Here is a 14,620-nt window from a genome sequence, read left to right as displayed (position 1 = left end):
CTGGCCACGCCGGGCAGGGCCTCTCGGCCGTGCGCCATGACGGCGTCCTGTCCGGCACCGCGCCCGTGTTCGGCCACTGTCGCCGCCATGCGTCATCGGACATCGAGGCCGGGAAACGATGATCCGGTGAGGACACGGCTGCGCCGACTGCCAGCCCGGGCTCGACCGGCGACGTACCTGCTGATGGCTCTGGCCACCTGCGCGGCCACCGCCTGTTCGGCCGGCGCCGCCGCGGACCCAGGCACCGGGCAGGCACCCGCAGCCAGCTCCTCGGCAGCGTCCACCACCACCGATCCGGCGCCCGGAGCCAGCACAGCGGCTGACGGAGACGAGCCCGCGGCCACTCCCGCGAAGGGCGGGAGGAGCGTGGAGATCACCGCCGTGGGGGACGTCGTCATGGGCTCGGCGCCCGAGTCGCTGCCGCCCGACGACGGTCGCCACCTGTTCGACGCGGTCGCCGACCGGCTCACCGGGGACGTCGTGCTGGCGAACCTGGACCAGGCGCTCACCGACCGGACGACGTCGACCAAGTGCGGTGCCGACAGCGCGCGCTGCTACGCCTTCCGGACGCCGCCGTCGTACGCGGAGACGTTGGGCGCCGCCGGGTTCACCGTCATCAACCTGGCCAACAACCACTCGCGGGACTTCGGCGAGGCGGGTCTGCGGGACACCCGAGCGGCGCTGACCGATGCGGGCCTGGAGCACACGGGCATGCCCGGGCAGATCACGATGCAGCAGGTGGGCGCACTGCGGGTGGCCATCGTCGGCTTCTCCCCCTACGGCTGGACGCAGAGCCTGCTCGACATCCCCGCCGCCCAGCAGCTCGTCGGCCAGGCCGCCGAGGAGGCCGACCTCGTCCTGGTCACCATCCACGCCGGCGCGGAAGGCAAGGACCAGAGCCACGTCCGCCCCGGCAGGGAGATCTTCCTCGGCGAGGACCGCGGAGACCCCATCGCCTTCTCCCACGCGGTCATCGACGCCGGGGCGGACGCGGTGCTGGGTGCCGGCCCCCACGTGCTGCGGGGGATGGAGTGGTACCGCGGTCGGCTGATCGCCTACAGCATGGGCAACTTCGCCGGCTACGAGACCCTCTCCAACGACGGCCCGGCGGGCATCGGCGGAGTGCTCAGGCTGCGCCTGGCCCCGGACGGGACCTGGGACGCCGGGAACCTGCTCGGCACCGTGATGGTCGACCCGGGGGTGCCGGAGGTGGATCCCACCCAGCAGGCGCTGGACCTGGTCCGCAGTCTCTCCCGCACCGACTTCGGCGAGTGTGGTGTCCGGCTCAGCCCGGCCGGTGAGCTCCAGGAGCCGACCTGCTGATGCTCCCGCCGCCGCGGTGGGTCAGATGTCCGCGAGGCACCGCCCTCCCAACGCGTGAGCGATCCTCAGCCCCCGGAGCAGCACTCGGGCAGCGCGCGGACGACGATGTTCACGGGGAAGGCAGTTCCGGTGCCGGCACCGGCGTCGGCGTCGGCGTCGGCTGGACCGGCCGGGTCCATGGACCGTCCGCGGTGGTGCCTCCATCGCACTCCACAGGGCGCGGGACCGTCTCGGTGACCGAGAAGCCGTGGCCGCGTGCCGTGACCGTCTTCGCTTCCGGGGCGCTGCACGTGCCGCCGTACGGGAAGGACATCCCGAAGCCGGCGGTGAACGGATCCCACGAACCTCCTGCCGTCGTCATCGCCAGCGGAGCCACGCGCAGGTTGCCGTAGGTGTCATGACCACTGATTTCGACCACGGTGTCTGGCGGGAAGCCGAGCAGCCCGACCTGGTAGTACCACTGACCGCCGATCGAGCCGGACGACGGCGCCACGAAGAGGATGTCGGGCTCGTGCTCAGAGGGCAGTTGAGGCGCGGACGCTTGAGCAGCGCCTCGGGGCAGCGTGCTCAACGGGGGCGGGCCAGGGGGCGGCGCAATCGAGGCCCGCGCGACCGCATCCGTTCGCCGGGCAGGAGCCGGGGCGGAGCTCGTGGTCCTGGAGGGGGTGGGCAGGAGTGACGCCGTCGGCCGCGTCGTCTCCTCGGACGTCGCCAGGCCGGCGGTCGGGCGAACCTGCGCGGCAGTCGCCGACGCCGCAGCGGACGACGCGCTGGCGCCGTTGAGTGCGATCGTCGATCCGCCCCACCCTGCGATGCCGGCCATGAGGACGACGCAGGCTGCGGCGGCGCCGGGCTTCACGTACCTACCGAGATCTCGGACCTCGCGACGCACCAGACATCTCCCCATCGATTCCCAGTTGTGCGGGCGAGCCGCCCGAGTCACCTATCGGCGCGCAAGGTGCGGCGTCGAACCGACGACCCTGCGGTCGACGGTCTTCGGTGCTCTCGCTGCTCGATCTCCGGATCGGTCAACAGCCGTCAGCAGCGCTCTCCGACACGACGCGTGCGCATCGGCCGCAAGCGGCGATGGGGGGACTCTGAGCCAGAACTGGCTCGCTCGGACCTCGTTGGGCTTGCCCAGGTAGCCGGCGGACGACCGTCTGACGTCCGGGGACGTGCCCACGCGTGCAGCACGACGGCGGCGCGACGGGGATGCGTGGCGGCCTCGGGACGGGAGCCGCGTGGTGATCAGGTGGGGATCTGGTCGGCGTCGGTCGCCGTGAGGTAGGTCTGCAGGGTCACGTCGTCGAAGCGCAGGAGCTCCGGGGCAGGGCCGCGGTCGGCGCGGCGCGGAGTCAGCGACACCGGCACCAGGGTGACGGTCTGCAACGCGTCGCCGGCGGCGAGGAGGCGCTGCAACGCACCGGTGATGGTGACGTAGGTGTCGAAGGACGTCAGCGGGGGCGCGAGGCGGAGGTCCTCGCCGGGGGCCGGAGCGTCGCAGTGCCCGTCGCCGCCGTAGCACCCGCCGTGGCCGAAGACGGTGTAGCGGCCGGCGTAGCGCTGCTCGGCCGTGCGCGGTGTCGTCGCGGTGGCGTCGGGGGCGTTGAGGAAGACCCGGACCTCGTAGGACGTGCTCGAGTGGTCGACGCCGGTGACGACGAGGTCGGCGCGACTGAACGGCGCCGGGGAGACGTCCCCGGGGAAGACGAGGTCGACGACGCGGGTCTGGTCGTCTCGTCCGGCGCGTGCCTGCTCGAGCGTCGCCATCGCAGCCTCCTCAGCCGATGACCTGGGCGGCGTACTCGTAACCCAGGGTGGAGATGTCCAGGGTCTCGCGCACGGTCGTGGGGAACGGCGGCAGCGCGCGGTCGAGCAGCCTGGCCGGTGGATCGCCGTTGCGCGGGGAGAGCTGCCAGAGGTACCACAGCCGGTCGATCATCGCGTGGTGCGCCCAGAAGACCGGGTCGAAGGCCGCGGTCGGCGCTGCGGACATGGCTCCCCCGACCCAGCCGTGGACGCCGTTGTGGATGCTCTCCAGGACCCGGCTGAAGTCGGTGAAGGTCGTGGCGCGCAGTGCGCGCTGCACGGTCGCGTCCCGCGGCAGCTCGTCGGGCTCCTCCGGGTCGCGCAACGTGATGGGGTCAGGGCCCTCGCTGATGGCGCCGGGGAGGTTCTCCCGCACCAGTTGCAGATCCTCGGGGCCGAGCACGACCGGGCCGGCGCTCAGCGGGTTCGTCGAGCCGTCCGTGGTGGGCTGGAACGCGGCGGGCAGGCCCCGGTCGTGCGAGGCCGCCGACGACCAGTCCCACCACGGGAGAGCCACCTCGACCGTCTCGTCCCCACGCGCTCGGCGCAGGGCGGCGGTGAGCGCCCGTTCGACGTGGTACAGGTACGCCCGGTGCCACGGCAGGAAGAGCGCGGTCCCGTGTTGGCAGTAGACCGGGAGCGGCAGGCCGTGGATCCCGGCGAGGAAGCCGTAGCCGCGGTCGTCGTCGATCCGGTAGAGCGCCTCGAACGCCTCGCGCAGGTCGACCAGCTCGGACGGCGTCAGGTTCTCCGCGTTCTTCCGCAGCCCCACGGGCACCCCTCCGCCGCATCGCTCCCGCCCTGTGGTCATCCTCGCGGCTGGCGACCGGGGTGTCCATCACACGTCGGGTCCCCACGGCACAGTCGTTGACCTGGCCCCAGGGGCCGGGCCCACGCTGTGCCGAGGACAGCCCCGACCCAGGCAAGGAGAACCGTGCACACCCATCTGAGCGCCGGTGAGTTCACCGCGCTGACCGGCTTGTCGGCCAAGGCGCTCCGGCTGTACGGGGAGCGAGGGGTCCTCTCCCCCGACGCCGTCGACCCGCACACCAACTACCGCAGCTACTCCCCCGCGCAGTTGCGCCAGGGCATCACGGTGGACCTCCTCCGCCGCGCGGGCGTGCCGGTGACCGAACTGACGCGATGGGCCGACTACCCCTTCGCCGAGCGACGGCAGGAACTGGCCTCGCGCCGGGCGATGGAGGACTTCTTCCTCGACGTCGCCGAGGAGATCAGCCGCTCCGATCCCACTGGCCTGGCTGTGCGCAGCACCCCGGCCGGACCCCTGCCCTGGGCAGGTGTCTCGTACGGGTTCCCGGTCCCTGGCGAGGCCCAGGAGCGCATCGAGGTGTTCGGTGCACAAGCCCTCGTCCTGCCCGCGGTCGACGCCGCGTTCGAGGAAGCCCTGACCGGCCTCGGGATGGACCCGGCGACGCACCGGTGGACCGCTGTCCCCGAGACGACCGGCCCGGCAGCTGCCCAGCAGGCAGCCATGGTGATCGCCCGCCCCTGCTCCACCGACCTGTCGGCTGCCGGACGGCGGCACATCGCCGCGCACGTCCGGCAGCACACCGGGGTCGAGGTCGCCGTCGTCACCGGCACCCTCCCCCGTCGGCTGGAGATCACCTTCCCAGGCGACGGCCTCGGCGAGCGCACCCTGGTCCAGGAGGCCGCTCACGACCACCAGCAGCTGCTCGCCTTCGCGCACCACTGCGCTCGCGGAGGACTGACCATGATCGGGAAGTCGGCACGTCAGGTCGTCGCCGGTTCCTCACTCAGCACACCGGCTGCGCGACCGACCACCGTCTTCGACGCCCAGCCTGACGACTGACCAGGTCCTGCGACGCACGACGACGCTCGACAGGCCGTCTCGTGCTGTTCCACGCCCAGCCGGCAGCAGGGCGATCGGGGCGCAGCTGGACCGGGAGACACCTGGTACGCGCGGACGCTCGTCGAAGAATCGGCGGGACAGCGCTGCGACCCCTGCTCTCGGTCAGGCAGACCTGTGGACGGCGACTTCGCGGAGGGGGTCCCCTCTGTCGATGAAGAGCCGGGCGTGCGGACGGGTCGCCGCTGCGATGCGTGCCAGGGCCGCTTCTCCGGCTCGGGGGTGACGGCCGTCGAGCGCACCGACCCGGAAGGCGACGACGAGGTCGAACGGCTCTCCGCCGTCGTCCGAGGTGAAGTCTTGATCGCGACGTGGCGTGCGCTCAGCCGACCGGAGGTGATGTGCTCGGCCCAGCGGGCCTCCAGCTGCCTGATCGCCATGGCGGATCTGTCGATCGCGAGGACGTGGCCGGTGGTGAGCCGGTCAGCGATGGCGCGCGCCGCGACACCGGGACCCTCCCCTCGTGCGCTGCGTGACGAGAGTCCAGACGGTGCGGGCCCGCCCAGCTCATCGGTCTCCGCTCCCGCAGCTCGCTACGAGGCGGGCGCGGCCGGCGCCGTGGGCGCAGGCTCGTCGAACTGCTCGGCTGCCGGTGGTTCGTGCGTCGGCATCATCGGGCCGTCACCGGCCGGGTCGAGCACGTCCTCCTCGAACCACGCGTAGCGGCCGGAGAGCACCTGCTGGGCGGCCCGGTACTGGTCTCGGTCGTCGTTGTCCCACAGTTCCGCGAACAGCCGATCGGCGCGACGACGGGCCTGACGGCAGAACAGGTCGGCCAGTTCGGCGGCCTCCTTGCCGCGGGCGGGCTGCTCGCTCCCGATCGTGTCCGCGTACACGCAGGCGCACGAGATCGCGTACAGCTCGGCGCCGATGTCGACGATCCGGCCGAGCAGGTGGCCCTTCTGCTCGAGGCGGGCCTGGTGTCGGCCCATCGCGTAGAAGGTCGAGCGGGCGAGCTTGCGGGAGTGGCGTTCGACGTAGCGCAGGTGCCTGGCCAGCTCCCCGAACTCGGCGTAGGAGCCGGGGCGCTGCCCGGCGCCGGTGGCCAGCGTGGGGAGCCACCGGGCGTAGAAGGTCCCCGCCTTCGCGGCGGCCTTGGCCTTGTCGACTGGGCGGGCGTCCCCGAGCACCAGGTCCCCCGCGACCCTCAGGTGCTCGTCCACGGCCTCGCGGGCGATCAGCAGGTGCATGATCTCCGTGGACCCCTCGAAGATCCGGTTGATCCGCATGTCCCGCAGCAGCTGCTCGGCCGGCACCGGCTTCTCGCCGCGCCGAGCGAGCGACTCGGCGGTCTCGTAGGCGCGACCGCCGCGGATCTGGACCATCTCGTCGACGGCGGTCCAGCCGAGCTCGGAGGAGTAGAGCTTGGCCAGGGCGGCCTCGATGCGGATGTCGTTGCGCTTGTCGTCGGCCAGGCGACTGGACACGTCGAGCACCGCCTCGAGGCCGAACGCCGTCCCCGCCAGCCAGGCGAGCTTCTGCGCGACCGGGTCGTGCTCACCGATCGGCCGCCCCCACTGCCTCCGTTCGGCCGACCACTCGCGGGCGATCTTCAGCGAGTACGTGACCGCCGAGGAACAGAACGCCGGCAGCGACAGGCGGCCGGTGTTGAGCGTGGTGAGCGCGATCCGCAGGCCCTTGCCCTCGCCGCCGATGACGTCGTCGGTGGGGACGAAGACGTCGTCGAAGCGGGTCACCGAGTTCTCGATGCCCCTGAGGCCCATGAACTCGTTGCGGTGCTCGACCGTGATGCCCGCGCGGTCGCACGGGCAGAGGAACGCGGTGATGCCGCCCCGATGGCCGTCCGACCCCGGGACGACGGCCATGACCACGACCACGTCGGCGATGACGCCGTTGGTCGCCCACAGCTTCGTGCCGTTGATCCGGTAGCCGGTGCCGTCGTCGGTCGGGATCGCGGTCGTGCTCATCCGCGCCGGGTCCGAGCCGACGTCCGGCTCGGTGAGCAGGAACGCCGAGATGTGGTCCCTGGCCAGCTTGGGCAACCAGTGGCGCTTCTGCTCCTCGGAGCCGAACAGCCGCAGCGGCTCGGGCAGGCCGATCGACTGGTGCGCGGAGAGCAGCGTCGAGATCGACGAGTGCCACGTGCCGGCCATGGCCAGCGCCCGGTTGTAGTAGACCTGGCTCAGCCCCAGGCCCCCGTACTCCTCGGGGATCTTCATGCCGAGCGCGCCCAGCTCCCCGAGGCCCCGCAGGACGTCGTCGGGGATCTTCGCCTCGCGCTCGATCCGCTGCCGGTCGACGTGCTCGGTGAGGAACGTGCGGAGGCGCTCGAGGAACGCCTCGCCCTTCTCCACCGCGGCCACGTCGAGCTCCGGCTGCGGGTGGACGAGGTCGAGCCGGAAGTCGCCGAGGAACAGCTGCTTGCCGAACGACGGCTGGGTCCACTCGGTCTCGCGACTGGACTCGGCGACCTGCTTCGACCGCTCGTACGACGGTTGCGACGCCATGCACCAGCATCACCCCTGCGCCCCTCGTTGGACAACGGTTCTCGGCGCCGTCGGTGAGAGCAGCAGGGCGGCGGTGGTCGTGCCCGCCGGCGCGCGGGCCCGAGCGGCGGGCTTAAGGTCGCGCGTGGACTTCGCCGACCTGAGCCGGCCGTTCGTCATCGCCCACCGCGGCGGGTCCCTGCAGGTGCCCGAGCACACGATGGAGGGCTACCGGTTCGCTGTGGACCAGGGGCTGGAGGTCCTCGAGCAGGACGTGGTGACGCTCGCCGACGGCGGTCTCGGCGTCATGCACGACGGCACCGTGGACCGCATGACCACCTCCAGCGGGAACGTCGCCGACCACACGTCGGTGACCTGGGAGCAGCTCGAGATCGACGCCTCGGTCATCCTCGGCGGAGGCTGGCCCGACGGGTTGCGCCCCCCGCTGTTCGAGGACGTGCTCACCGAGTTCGGCAATCGCGTCCTCCTCTGCGCCGAGGCCAAGAGCGGCGACGCGATGGGGCCCATGATCGACGCGCTCGAGCGGCACGGGATCAGCCCGGCGTCCGTGCTGCTCCAGTCCTTCGCCCTCACCGACTGCCGGCTGGCCCGCTCCCGAGGGTGGGGCGTCATCTGGCTGGGCAGCACCGACGTCGCCCGGGCCGCCGCCGAGGGCATCGGCTGGATCGGCCCGCCGGCGGGCCGCCTGACCTCGGCGATCTGCACGGCGGCGCATGCGGCAGGGGTCAAGGTGGCCTGCTACACGGTGAACCGCCGACACCAGCGGGACGACGTCATCGCCGCCGGCGTGGACGCGATCTTCTCCGACGACCCCCGCTACATCGCCGGGGACGCGGGCCGCCGCGCCTCGGACCTGTTCGCCCGGCAGACCTGGCTGCCCGGGATGCTCCCGGACACCAGCCGCGGCCGCTTCCACCCGGACGACTCGTCGTGGGGCCTCGACGTCTCCGACACCGTCCACTCCACGCTCATGGGCTTCCTCGCACCGCTGGACCCGGCGGTGTTCACGCTGCACCTCGACGTGCGGGTGGACGGGACGTGCCGCAGGAGCGGTGGGTCCGTGCTCCTGAGCACCGACGACCACCCGTATCGACCGTCGTCCCGGTCATCGCCCGGCGTCAACGGCTACCTCTTCACCGTGCGGGGAGACGGCAGCCTGGACGTCCAGCGGGTGGTCGACGGCGTCGCCACCACGCTGGCGTCCTCGACGGGGGGAACGGCGCCGCTGCCGGGCACGTACGTCCAGCTGCGGATCACCGTCACCGCTTCGGAACTGACCTTCACCCGCACGGACACCGCCGGCCAGACGCTGACGGTGGCGGACGCCACCTGCCGACCCGTGCCCGTCGTCCACCTCGGCAGCGCATTCGCCGGGGTCCGTTTCCGGGACGTGGTGTTGTCATGACCGACCCGTACGAGCGCCCGGGCCACGGCCCCGCCGACCCGGACGGCTACCTCATCGAGCAGACCCCGGACGGCTACCGGTGGACCCGCCGCGCGGACGGCCGCACCGCAGGGCCGTTCCGCAGTCGAGAGGACGCCGTCGTGTCCGCCGAGGCGGACGAGAGCGCCTGAGGCACCGGGAGGTCCGTGACACGAGACCCGTCACCCCGGGCTCAGCCCTTGCGGTGGGCGCCACGGTGTCTCGCCGCCGGCGCGTCCAGGACCTTCCTGCGGACGGCGCCGGCGGCCTCGGCGACGATCTCCTCGAACGGGCCTCGGACGTGGGCGCGGCTCCAGAGGAGGGCGAACCCCACCACGACCGCGAGCTGCACCAGGAAGCCGGTCGGCCCACCGGGGACGGCGGGCGCGCTGAGCATCACCAGGTGCATGCAGTAGAGGGTCAGCGTCATGCTCCCCGCTGCGGCCAGCGGCCGCAGCAGCGTGGTCGTCATGCGCCCGAGCAGGATGCACGCCCCGAGCACCACCAGCGCGACGCCGATCGTGTACGTGAGGTCCAGCGACGTGCCGGAGTGCGGCGCCATCGTGGCCAGCCACCAGCCGGTGTCCGTCGGCGTCGTCCCGTTCCACCCGGACGTCGTGACGTCGGCGTACTCCTGCGGCGTCATCGACTGCAGGGCCACCTGATCGAGCCGCGCGCGACCGCCGAACACGTCGAGCAGCAGCCAGGACACGGCCATCGCGGCGGCGACCAGTGCGCCACCGGCCAGGATCACCGCCCCCACGACTGCCCGGCTGGAGAGCGCAACGCGACCGACGGCGAGCCCGACGCACAGGTAGGCCAGCCACGCCAGCGCCGGGTACTGACCGGTGACAGTGAGCTCGATCAGCACCTGCAGTGGGTGGTCGACCAGGTCGGTGACGGTCATGTTGGGGACGACCACCGGTGCGGTGCCGGCTCGGAGCAGATGGCTGAGGACGGGCACGGCGAGCACGATCACCGTCGCCAGCACCACCAGGGCACGGCTGGACAGGGACAGCAGCGGGACGGCCAGCACGAACAGGACGGCGTAGTACGGGAGGATCACCCCGGCCGAGTCCGTCGGGACCAGGTGGCCGAGGGCCAGCCCCACCGCGCCGATGATCAGGGCGCGCACCAGCAGCGACGCCGCCTGGGCCGTCCACGTCCGTCCGGTCGGCCGTCGCCGGCGGCCACCGCTGGTGAAGGCGATGCCGACCCCGGCCAGCAGGGCGAACAGCGCCGCCGACTTGCCTGCCGCCAGGGTCCAGGCCAGGGACGCCGTCCCGTCCGCATCGGTCGCTGCGAACTGGTGCACCGCGATCATCCCGATCAGGGCGAGGCCACGGGCAGCGTCGATGCCGACCAGTCGGGGCGTCGACCGCAGCGACTCCGCGATGCTCGACGGCGTCCCGGAGACGTCGCCCGCCGGGACCGGGTCGCACGCGTGCGGGAGCCCCGGGACGCCGCCGACGGACTCCCGCACAGCCGGCGCCGCGGTCACCGTCGATCCCGACCTCTGCGGCGGGGACGGTGCGGTCTCCGGTTCGGCGCTCACCGGCTGGTCCCGCTGTCACGTGACGACATCTGCTCACTCTCCGCACCTGGCTGGGCGTCCCCGACCCGGTGCCATGACCGAGTCGTCGTCCCTCGCACAAGGGCGTTCGCAGCGCGGTCACCCGATGGATGTCCGATCCGGCCGATCCACGTCCCGTCCCCGGACGTCCCCTGTACGGGAACGGTCCGGTGAGGGCCCGACCCATCCGGGAGCGGCGGCCACGCCGAACCCTGCACGGGTCGACCGACCCGTGATCGGCTTTCACGTTGACTGGACGTGCCGCTCCGACGGGAGCTCGGCCTCGATGGACCTTGGAGATGGTGGGATGCGCAGGACATGGATGGTCCTCGGTGCACTGGTGCTCGTCCTCCTCGCTGCCGGGCCGGCGTCGGCCGGCCCGCCGAGGCAGGTGTCGGGTCAGCTCACGGATGACAGCGTCGTGATCGGCGCCGCCGGTCGACAGGTCCTCCAGCAGGCCGTGGACCGGCTGGAGGCCGAACGCGACATCGGTCTCCACACCGTCTTCGTCTCCGACTTCGACGCCGTGCCGGCCGGTGAGTGGGCTCGACGGACCGCCGAGCTGTCCGGACTCGGTGACTCGGACCTCCTCCTCGCCGTGGCCGTCGGAGGGGGCACCTACGACTACGGGTGGTGGGTGGCCGAGGGGTTCCCGCTGCCCGTGGCCGACGTCGACGCCGCGCTGGCCAGTGAGGTGGGGCCGGACCTGGCGGCGCGGGACTGGACCCAGGCGGTCGTCACGCTGACCGAACAGCTCCGGTCCCTCGCCGAGACGCCGACGAGCTCGGAGACGCCGGCGGCCGGCTCCGAGACACCGGCGGCCTCCGAGACACCGGCCGGGTCCGGGACCACGGGCGGCTCCGACACGTCGACGGACACCACCATGGCGACGAGCGACGAGGGGCCGGGGAGCACGCTGCCGTGGTCGGGGGCGACCACGCTGGTCGTGATCGGCGTCTTCGCGGTCGTGCTCCTGAGCGGGCACCTCCTCTCCCGCCGCAACGCCTCGAGCAGTTCGACCCGGTAGCCCCGCGCACGCCCGGGTCGGGTCAGGACCGCCGGTGCCCCGTCGACGGAGGGGCCTGGCCGTGCTGGAACGCCGTCCTGCGGAAGCTCTGCGGAGCCTGCCCGAACTCCCGGGCGAACGCCCGGGAGAACACGCTCGGGTCCCGGAAGCCCCACCGCACCGCGATGGTCGACACGGGGACGTCGGCGTTCCTCGGGTGCAGCAGCTCCTCGCGGATGCGTTCGAGCCGCCTGGTCCGGACGTACCCCGTGACCGTCGTCCCGTGGTCGGCGAAGAGCTTCCGGATGTAGCGGGTCGACAGGAAGTGCTCGGCTGCCAGGGCCTCGGTCGTCAGCAGGTGGTCGGCCAGCCGGACGTCCAGCCAGTCCGTGAGCTCGCTGAACAGCATCGTGGACCGTTCTCCGACCGCCGTGCCCCGGGACTCGGCGACGATCGCGGCCAGGCACGCGAGCACGGCGTCGCCCAGGTGCTGACCGGCCGCCGGCGGCGGAGGCCGGTCCGCATCGACCATCGTCGCGAGCAGGGCGCCCAGGGCGACGGCGCCGGCGAAGGCCGACAGGTCGCGAGCCACGAGCGCGTCGCGGTCGTCCCGGCGGATGCGCAGTGCCTGGTCGCGGACGTGCGCCACCAGGTACCGGTGCGGCGCCTCCGAGTGCAGGGCGAACGGGGTCACCCCGTCGTACAGGGCGACCTGCCCGCTCCCCAGCTCCACCGCCCGACGGTCCTGGGTGACCCGCATCGCCCCGGCGACGACGTAGCCGAAGACGAACCCGGGGTTCTCGGCGACGACCGCCGCGACCGGCTCGGGCCGGTACGGCGCCACGTCGATGACGCCCCCCTCGAGCAGACAGCAGTCGACGTCCCGCATCCGCCACTGCCGCGCGACCCGGACGTCGGTGTCGCACTGCACGACGACGGCGTCGCGTGCTCGGTGGTCTCCCCGGCGGGAGTCGAGGTAGCCCTCGAGCACCCGCACCGGTCGTCGTCCTCGGTCCATGCTGTCGATGACCCCCAGCGACCTTGACCCCGGCGGCACTGCCCTCGTCCGGGGCGGCACGGTCTGATCCCGGGGACGGCTCTCCCCCGTATGAACTTGGACACCTCGCAAGCGCGAACCTAGCCGCTCGATCGGGATCGCAGTTGGCGCACGAGGCACATCGGCCGACTCGACGGATGAGAGCGATCCATGGACGAACACCAGATCAGCCGCCGCAGCGCACTCAAGGTCGCCGCCAGCGTCGCCGCAGCAACGGGCTTCGCCGTCGCGAGCCCGACCGCGGCACACGCCGGTCCCCGGTCCCGTCGGGGAGCGGACACCGTGGTCATGAACGGCAAGGTCCTGACCATGCACCGCGGGCGCGACTGCGCCGAGGCGGTGGCGATGAAGGACGGGCTCATCGTCGCGGTCGGCAGCAACCGGGAGATGGCCAGGCTCGTGCACCGCGGCACGAACGTGGTCGACGCCGCCGGGGGCACGGTCCTGCCGGGCATCAACGACGGCCACCTCCACTTCAACGGGTTCGGCTTCGAGGCGAGCAACTTCGGCTTCGCGGGCCCGAAGATCTACAGCTACGACGTCGCCAAGCCGACGGTCGCAGAGATCGCGGCGGTCATCGCGCAGGCCGTCGCCGAGGCACCGACGCCGGACTCGTGGATCCGGGCCAGCGGGTGGGACGGCACCCGGCTGGACCGGCTGCCGACCCGCGACGTCCTCGATGCCGTGTCCGGCGACCACCCGGTCTACATGTCCGACATCTCCCACCACGCGCTGGCCGCCAACTCCAAGGCGATGCAGCTCGCGGGCATCACGCGGGACACCCCCACGCCCTCCGGCGGCACCATCGAGAAGGACGCCGCCGGTGAGCCCACCGGCATCTTCCGCGAGTCCGCCAGCGGTCTCGTGGCCGCCGCCGTCCCCCCGTACACGCCGGCCGAGATCTCCGAGGCGATGGAGTTCGCCGCCTCGGTCCTGCACTCGCTGGGCATCACCAGCGTCACGGACCCGGGCGTCGGCCTCGACCAGGTGGAGCTCTACCGCGGCAAGATCAGGGACGGCTCGCTGAAGCTGCGGTTCAACCTCATGCTCCGGGCGGGCCAGACGGCCGCCGCGCTCCAGGAGACCCTGAGCGGCCTCACGTCGACGCGCGACGTCGACCCGCGCATGCTGCGGGTCGGCGAGGTCAAGGTGATCGCGGACGGCGTGCCCACCGACGCCGCGACCTCGTGGCTGTACGAACCGTTCCTCGACGGGCGCAACGGCCACCTGCTCAGCGCCGGGGAGGACGACGCCGAGCGCCTGGAGTCCCTGCGGGCCATCATCGCGGTCGCCGCGGCGAACGGCTTCCAGGTCGGCACCCACGCCACCGGGGACGCGGCCATCGACGCGGTCGTCGCGGGGTACCTCGCCACGAGGACCAACGCGCTGCGCCACTACGTCATCCATGGCGACCTCACGCCGCTGGGGACGCTGGAGCTGATGGCCGCGAACGACATCGGGGTCAGCTTCAACCCGACGATCAAGCAGGTCTACAGCCGCTTCTTCGACTCCACCATCGGCCCGGAGCGCGTCGACTACCAGTGGCCCTTCCGGTCGGCCCTCGACGCCGGCGTCAAGGCGTCGAGCGCGTCCGACGCTGCTGTGGTGACCCCCGACTGGCTCATCGGTGTCGCCGGCGCGGTCACCCGCCTGGGCTTCGACGGCAAGGTGGGCGGCATCGACCAGGCCATCACGATCGAGGAGGCGTTGCGCTCCTACACCTGCACCCCGGCCTGGCAGGACCACGCCGAGCGCTGGAAGGGGCAGCTACGGCCCGGCTTCGCCGGCGACGTGACGGTCCTCGACGGCGACCTCCTCCAGGCGAGGACCGCGGAGGAGATCACCGGGCACCAGGTCATCGGCACGGTGCTCGGCGGCCAGGTGGTGTACGACGCCACCACGTCGACGGCGCCGGCCGCGCAGGCCGGCGCCGCGAAGGTCGCCGCCTACCGGCACCAGTCGTCGGTGGCGTGCAGCACGAAGGGCGCCGGGTGCTGCTGCCGCGCCAACGAGGAGCTGATGTCCCGGCAGCCCAGCGGCCGCGCATGAGGTACTGCGACGGGTAGGCGGAGG

General features: G+C 72.4%; 12 protein-coding genes. 6 read left to right on the top strand and 6 right to left on the bottom strand.

Going from position 1 to position 14,620, the window contains the following annotated elements:
* The first annotated feature begins 366 nt into the window (after positions 1–366).
* Complete coding sequence (locus O2W16_RS08630; RefSeq protein ID WP_269158405.1) at positions 367–1,323, top strand: CapA family protein; 957 nt, start codon at positions 367–369, stop codon at positions 1,321–1,323.
* 109 nt (positions 1,324–1,432) lie between these two features.
* Here the strand turns inward: O2W16_RS08630 and O2W16_RS08625 are convergent, their stop codons facing one another.
* The 3 genes from O2W16_RS08625 to O2W16_RS08615 all read right to left on the bottom strand — a co-directional run bounded on the left by O2W16_RS08625 (position 1,433) and on the right by O2W16_RS08615 (position 3,904).
* Positions 1,433–1,816 carry a hypothetical protein gene (locus O2W16_RS08625; RefSeq protein WP_269158404.1) on the bottom strand — a complete coding sequence of 128 codons (384 nt, stop codon included), beginning with the start codon at positions 1,814–1,816 and terminating at the stop codon, positions 1,433–1,435.
* Positions 1,817–2,571: 755 nt separating this feature from the next.
* On the bottom strand, positions 2,572–3,093 hold the full coding sequence (locus O2W16_RS08620; protein WP_269158403.1) for a hypothetical protein: 522 nt from the start codon (positions 3,091–3,093) through the stop codon (positions 2,572–2,574).
* Positions 3,094–3,103: 10 nt separating this feature from the next.
* A complete protein-coding gene (locus tag O2W16_RS08615; protein WP_269158402.1) occupies positions 3,104–3,904 on the bottom strand; it encodes a tyrosinase family protein in 801 nt (266 codons plus the stop codon).
* A 162-nt stretch (positions 3,905–4,066) separates the two neighbouring features.
* On the opposite strand from O2W16_RS08615, the gene O2W16_RS08610 reads away from it, so the two are divergent.
* Complete coding sequence (locus O2W16_RS08610) at positions 4,067–4,963, top strand: MerR family transcriptional regulator (protein WP_269158401.1); 897 nt, start codon at positions 4,067–4,069, stop codon at positions 4,961–4,963.
* A 590-nt stretch (positions 4,964–5,553) separates the two neighbouring features.
* Here the strand turns inward: O2W16_RS08610 and O2W16_RS08605 are convergent.
* Positions 5,554–7,488, bottom strand: a complete 1,935-nt coding sequence (locus O2W16_RS08605) for an acyl-CoA dehydrogenase family protein (RefSeq protein ID WP_269158400.1) — start codon at positions 7,486–7,488, stop codon at positions 5,554–5,556.
* Positions 7,489–7,612: 124 nt separating this feature from the next.
* On the opposite strand from O2W16_RS08605, the gene O2W16_RS08600 reads away from it, so the two are divergent.
* Both O2W16_RS08600 and O2W16_RS08595 read left to right on the top strand, forming a co-directional pair.
* A complete protein-coding gene (locus tag O2W16_RS08600; RefSeq protein WP_269158399.1) occupies positions 7,613–8,893 on the top strand; it encodes a glycerophosphodiester phosphodiesterase in 1,281 nt (426 codons plus the stop codon).
* Positions 8,890–9,063, top strand: coding sequence for a hypothetical protein (locus tag O2W16_RS08595; RefSeq protein WP_269158398.1), 174 nt, complete (start codon positions 8,890–8,892; stop codon positions 9,061–9,063). Before O2W16_RS08600 ends, O2W16_RS08595 begins: the two co-directional genes overlap by 4 nt.
* A 41-nt stretch (positions 9,064–9,104) precedes the next feature.
* Here the strand turns inward: O2W16_RS08595 and O2W16_RS08590 are convergent, their stop codons facing one another.
* Positions 9,105–10,412, bottom strand: a complete 1,308-nt coding sequence (locus O2W16_RS08590; protein ID WP_269158397.1) for a heparan-alpha-glucosaminide N-acetyltransferase domain-containing protein — start codon at positions 10,410–10,412, stop codon at positions 9,105–9,107.
* 394 nt (positions 10,413–10,806) lie between these two features.
* Between O2W16_RS08590 and O2W16_RS08585 the strand changes: the two genes are divergently transcribed.
* The gene (locus O2W16_RS08585) at positions 10,807–11,511 is read left to right on the top strand and encodes a TPM domain-containing protein (protein ID WP_269158396.1); all 705 of its coding nucleotides are present in this window, start codon (positions 10,807–10,809) and stop codon (positions 11,509–11,511) included.
* 22 nt (positions 11,512–11,533) lie between these two features.
* On the opposite strand, the gene O2W16_RS08580 is transcribed toward O2W16_RS08585, so the two are convergent.
* A complete protein-coding gene (locus tag O2W16_RS08580; RefSeq protein ID WP_269158395.1) occupies positions 11,534–12,487 on the bottom strand; it encodes a helix-turn-helix domain-containing protein in 954 nt (317 codons plus the stop codon).
* A 210-nt stretch (positions 12,488–12,697) separates the two neighbouring features.
* Here O2W16_RS08580 and O2W16_RS08575 point away from each other — a divergent pair, with 210 nt between their 5' ends.
* Complete coding sequence (locus O2W16_RS08575; protein ID WP_269158394.1) at positions 12,698–14,596, top strand: amidohydrolase; 1,899 nt, start codon at positions 12,698–12,700, stop codon at positions 14,594–14,596.
* The last annotated feature ends 24 nt before the right edge of the window (positions 14,597–14,620 follow it).

The organism is Modestobacter sp. VKM Ac-2984 (assembly GCF_026967985.1).
GTDB lineage: Bacteria > Actinomycetota > Actinomycetes > Mycobacteriales > Geodermatophilaceae > Modestobacter.
This window is presented reverse-complemented; position numbering and strand designations above follow the sequence as displayed.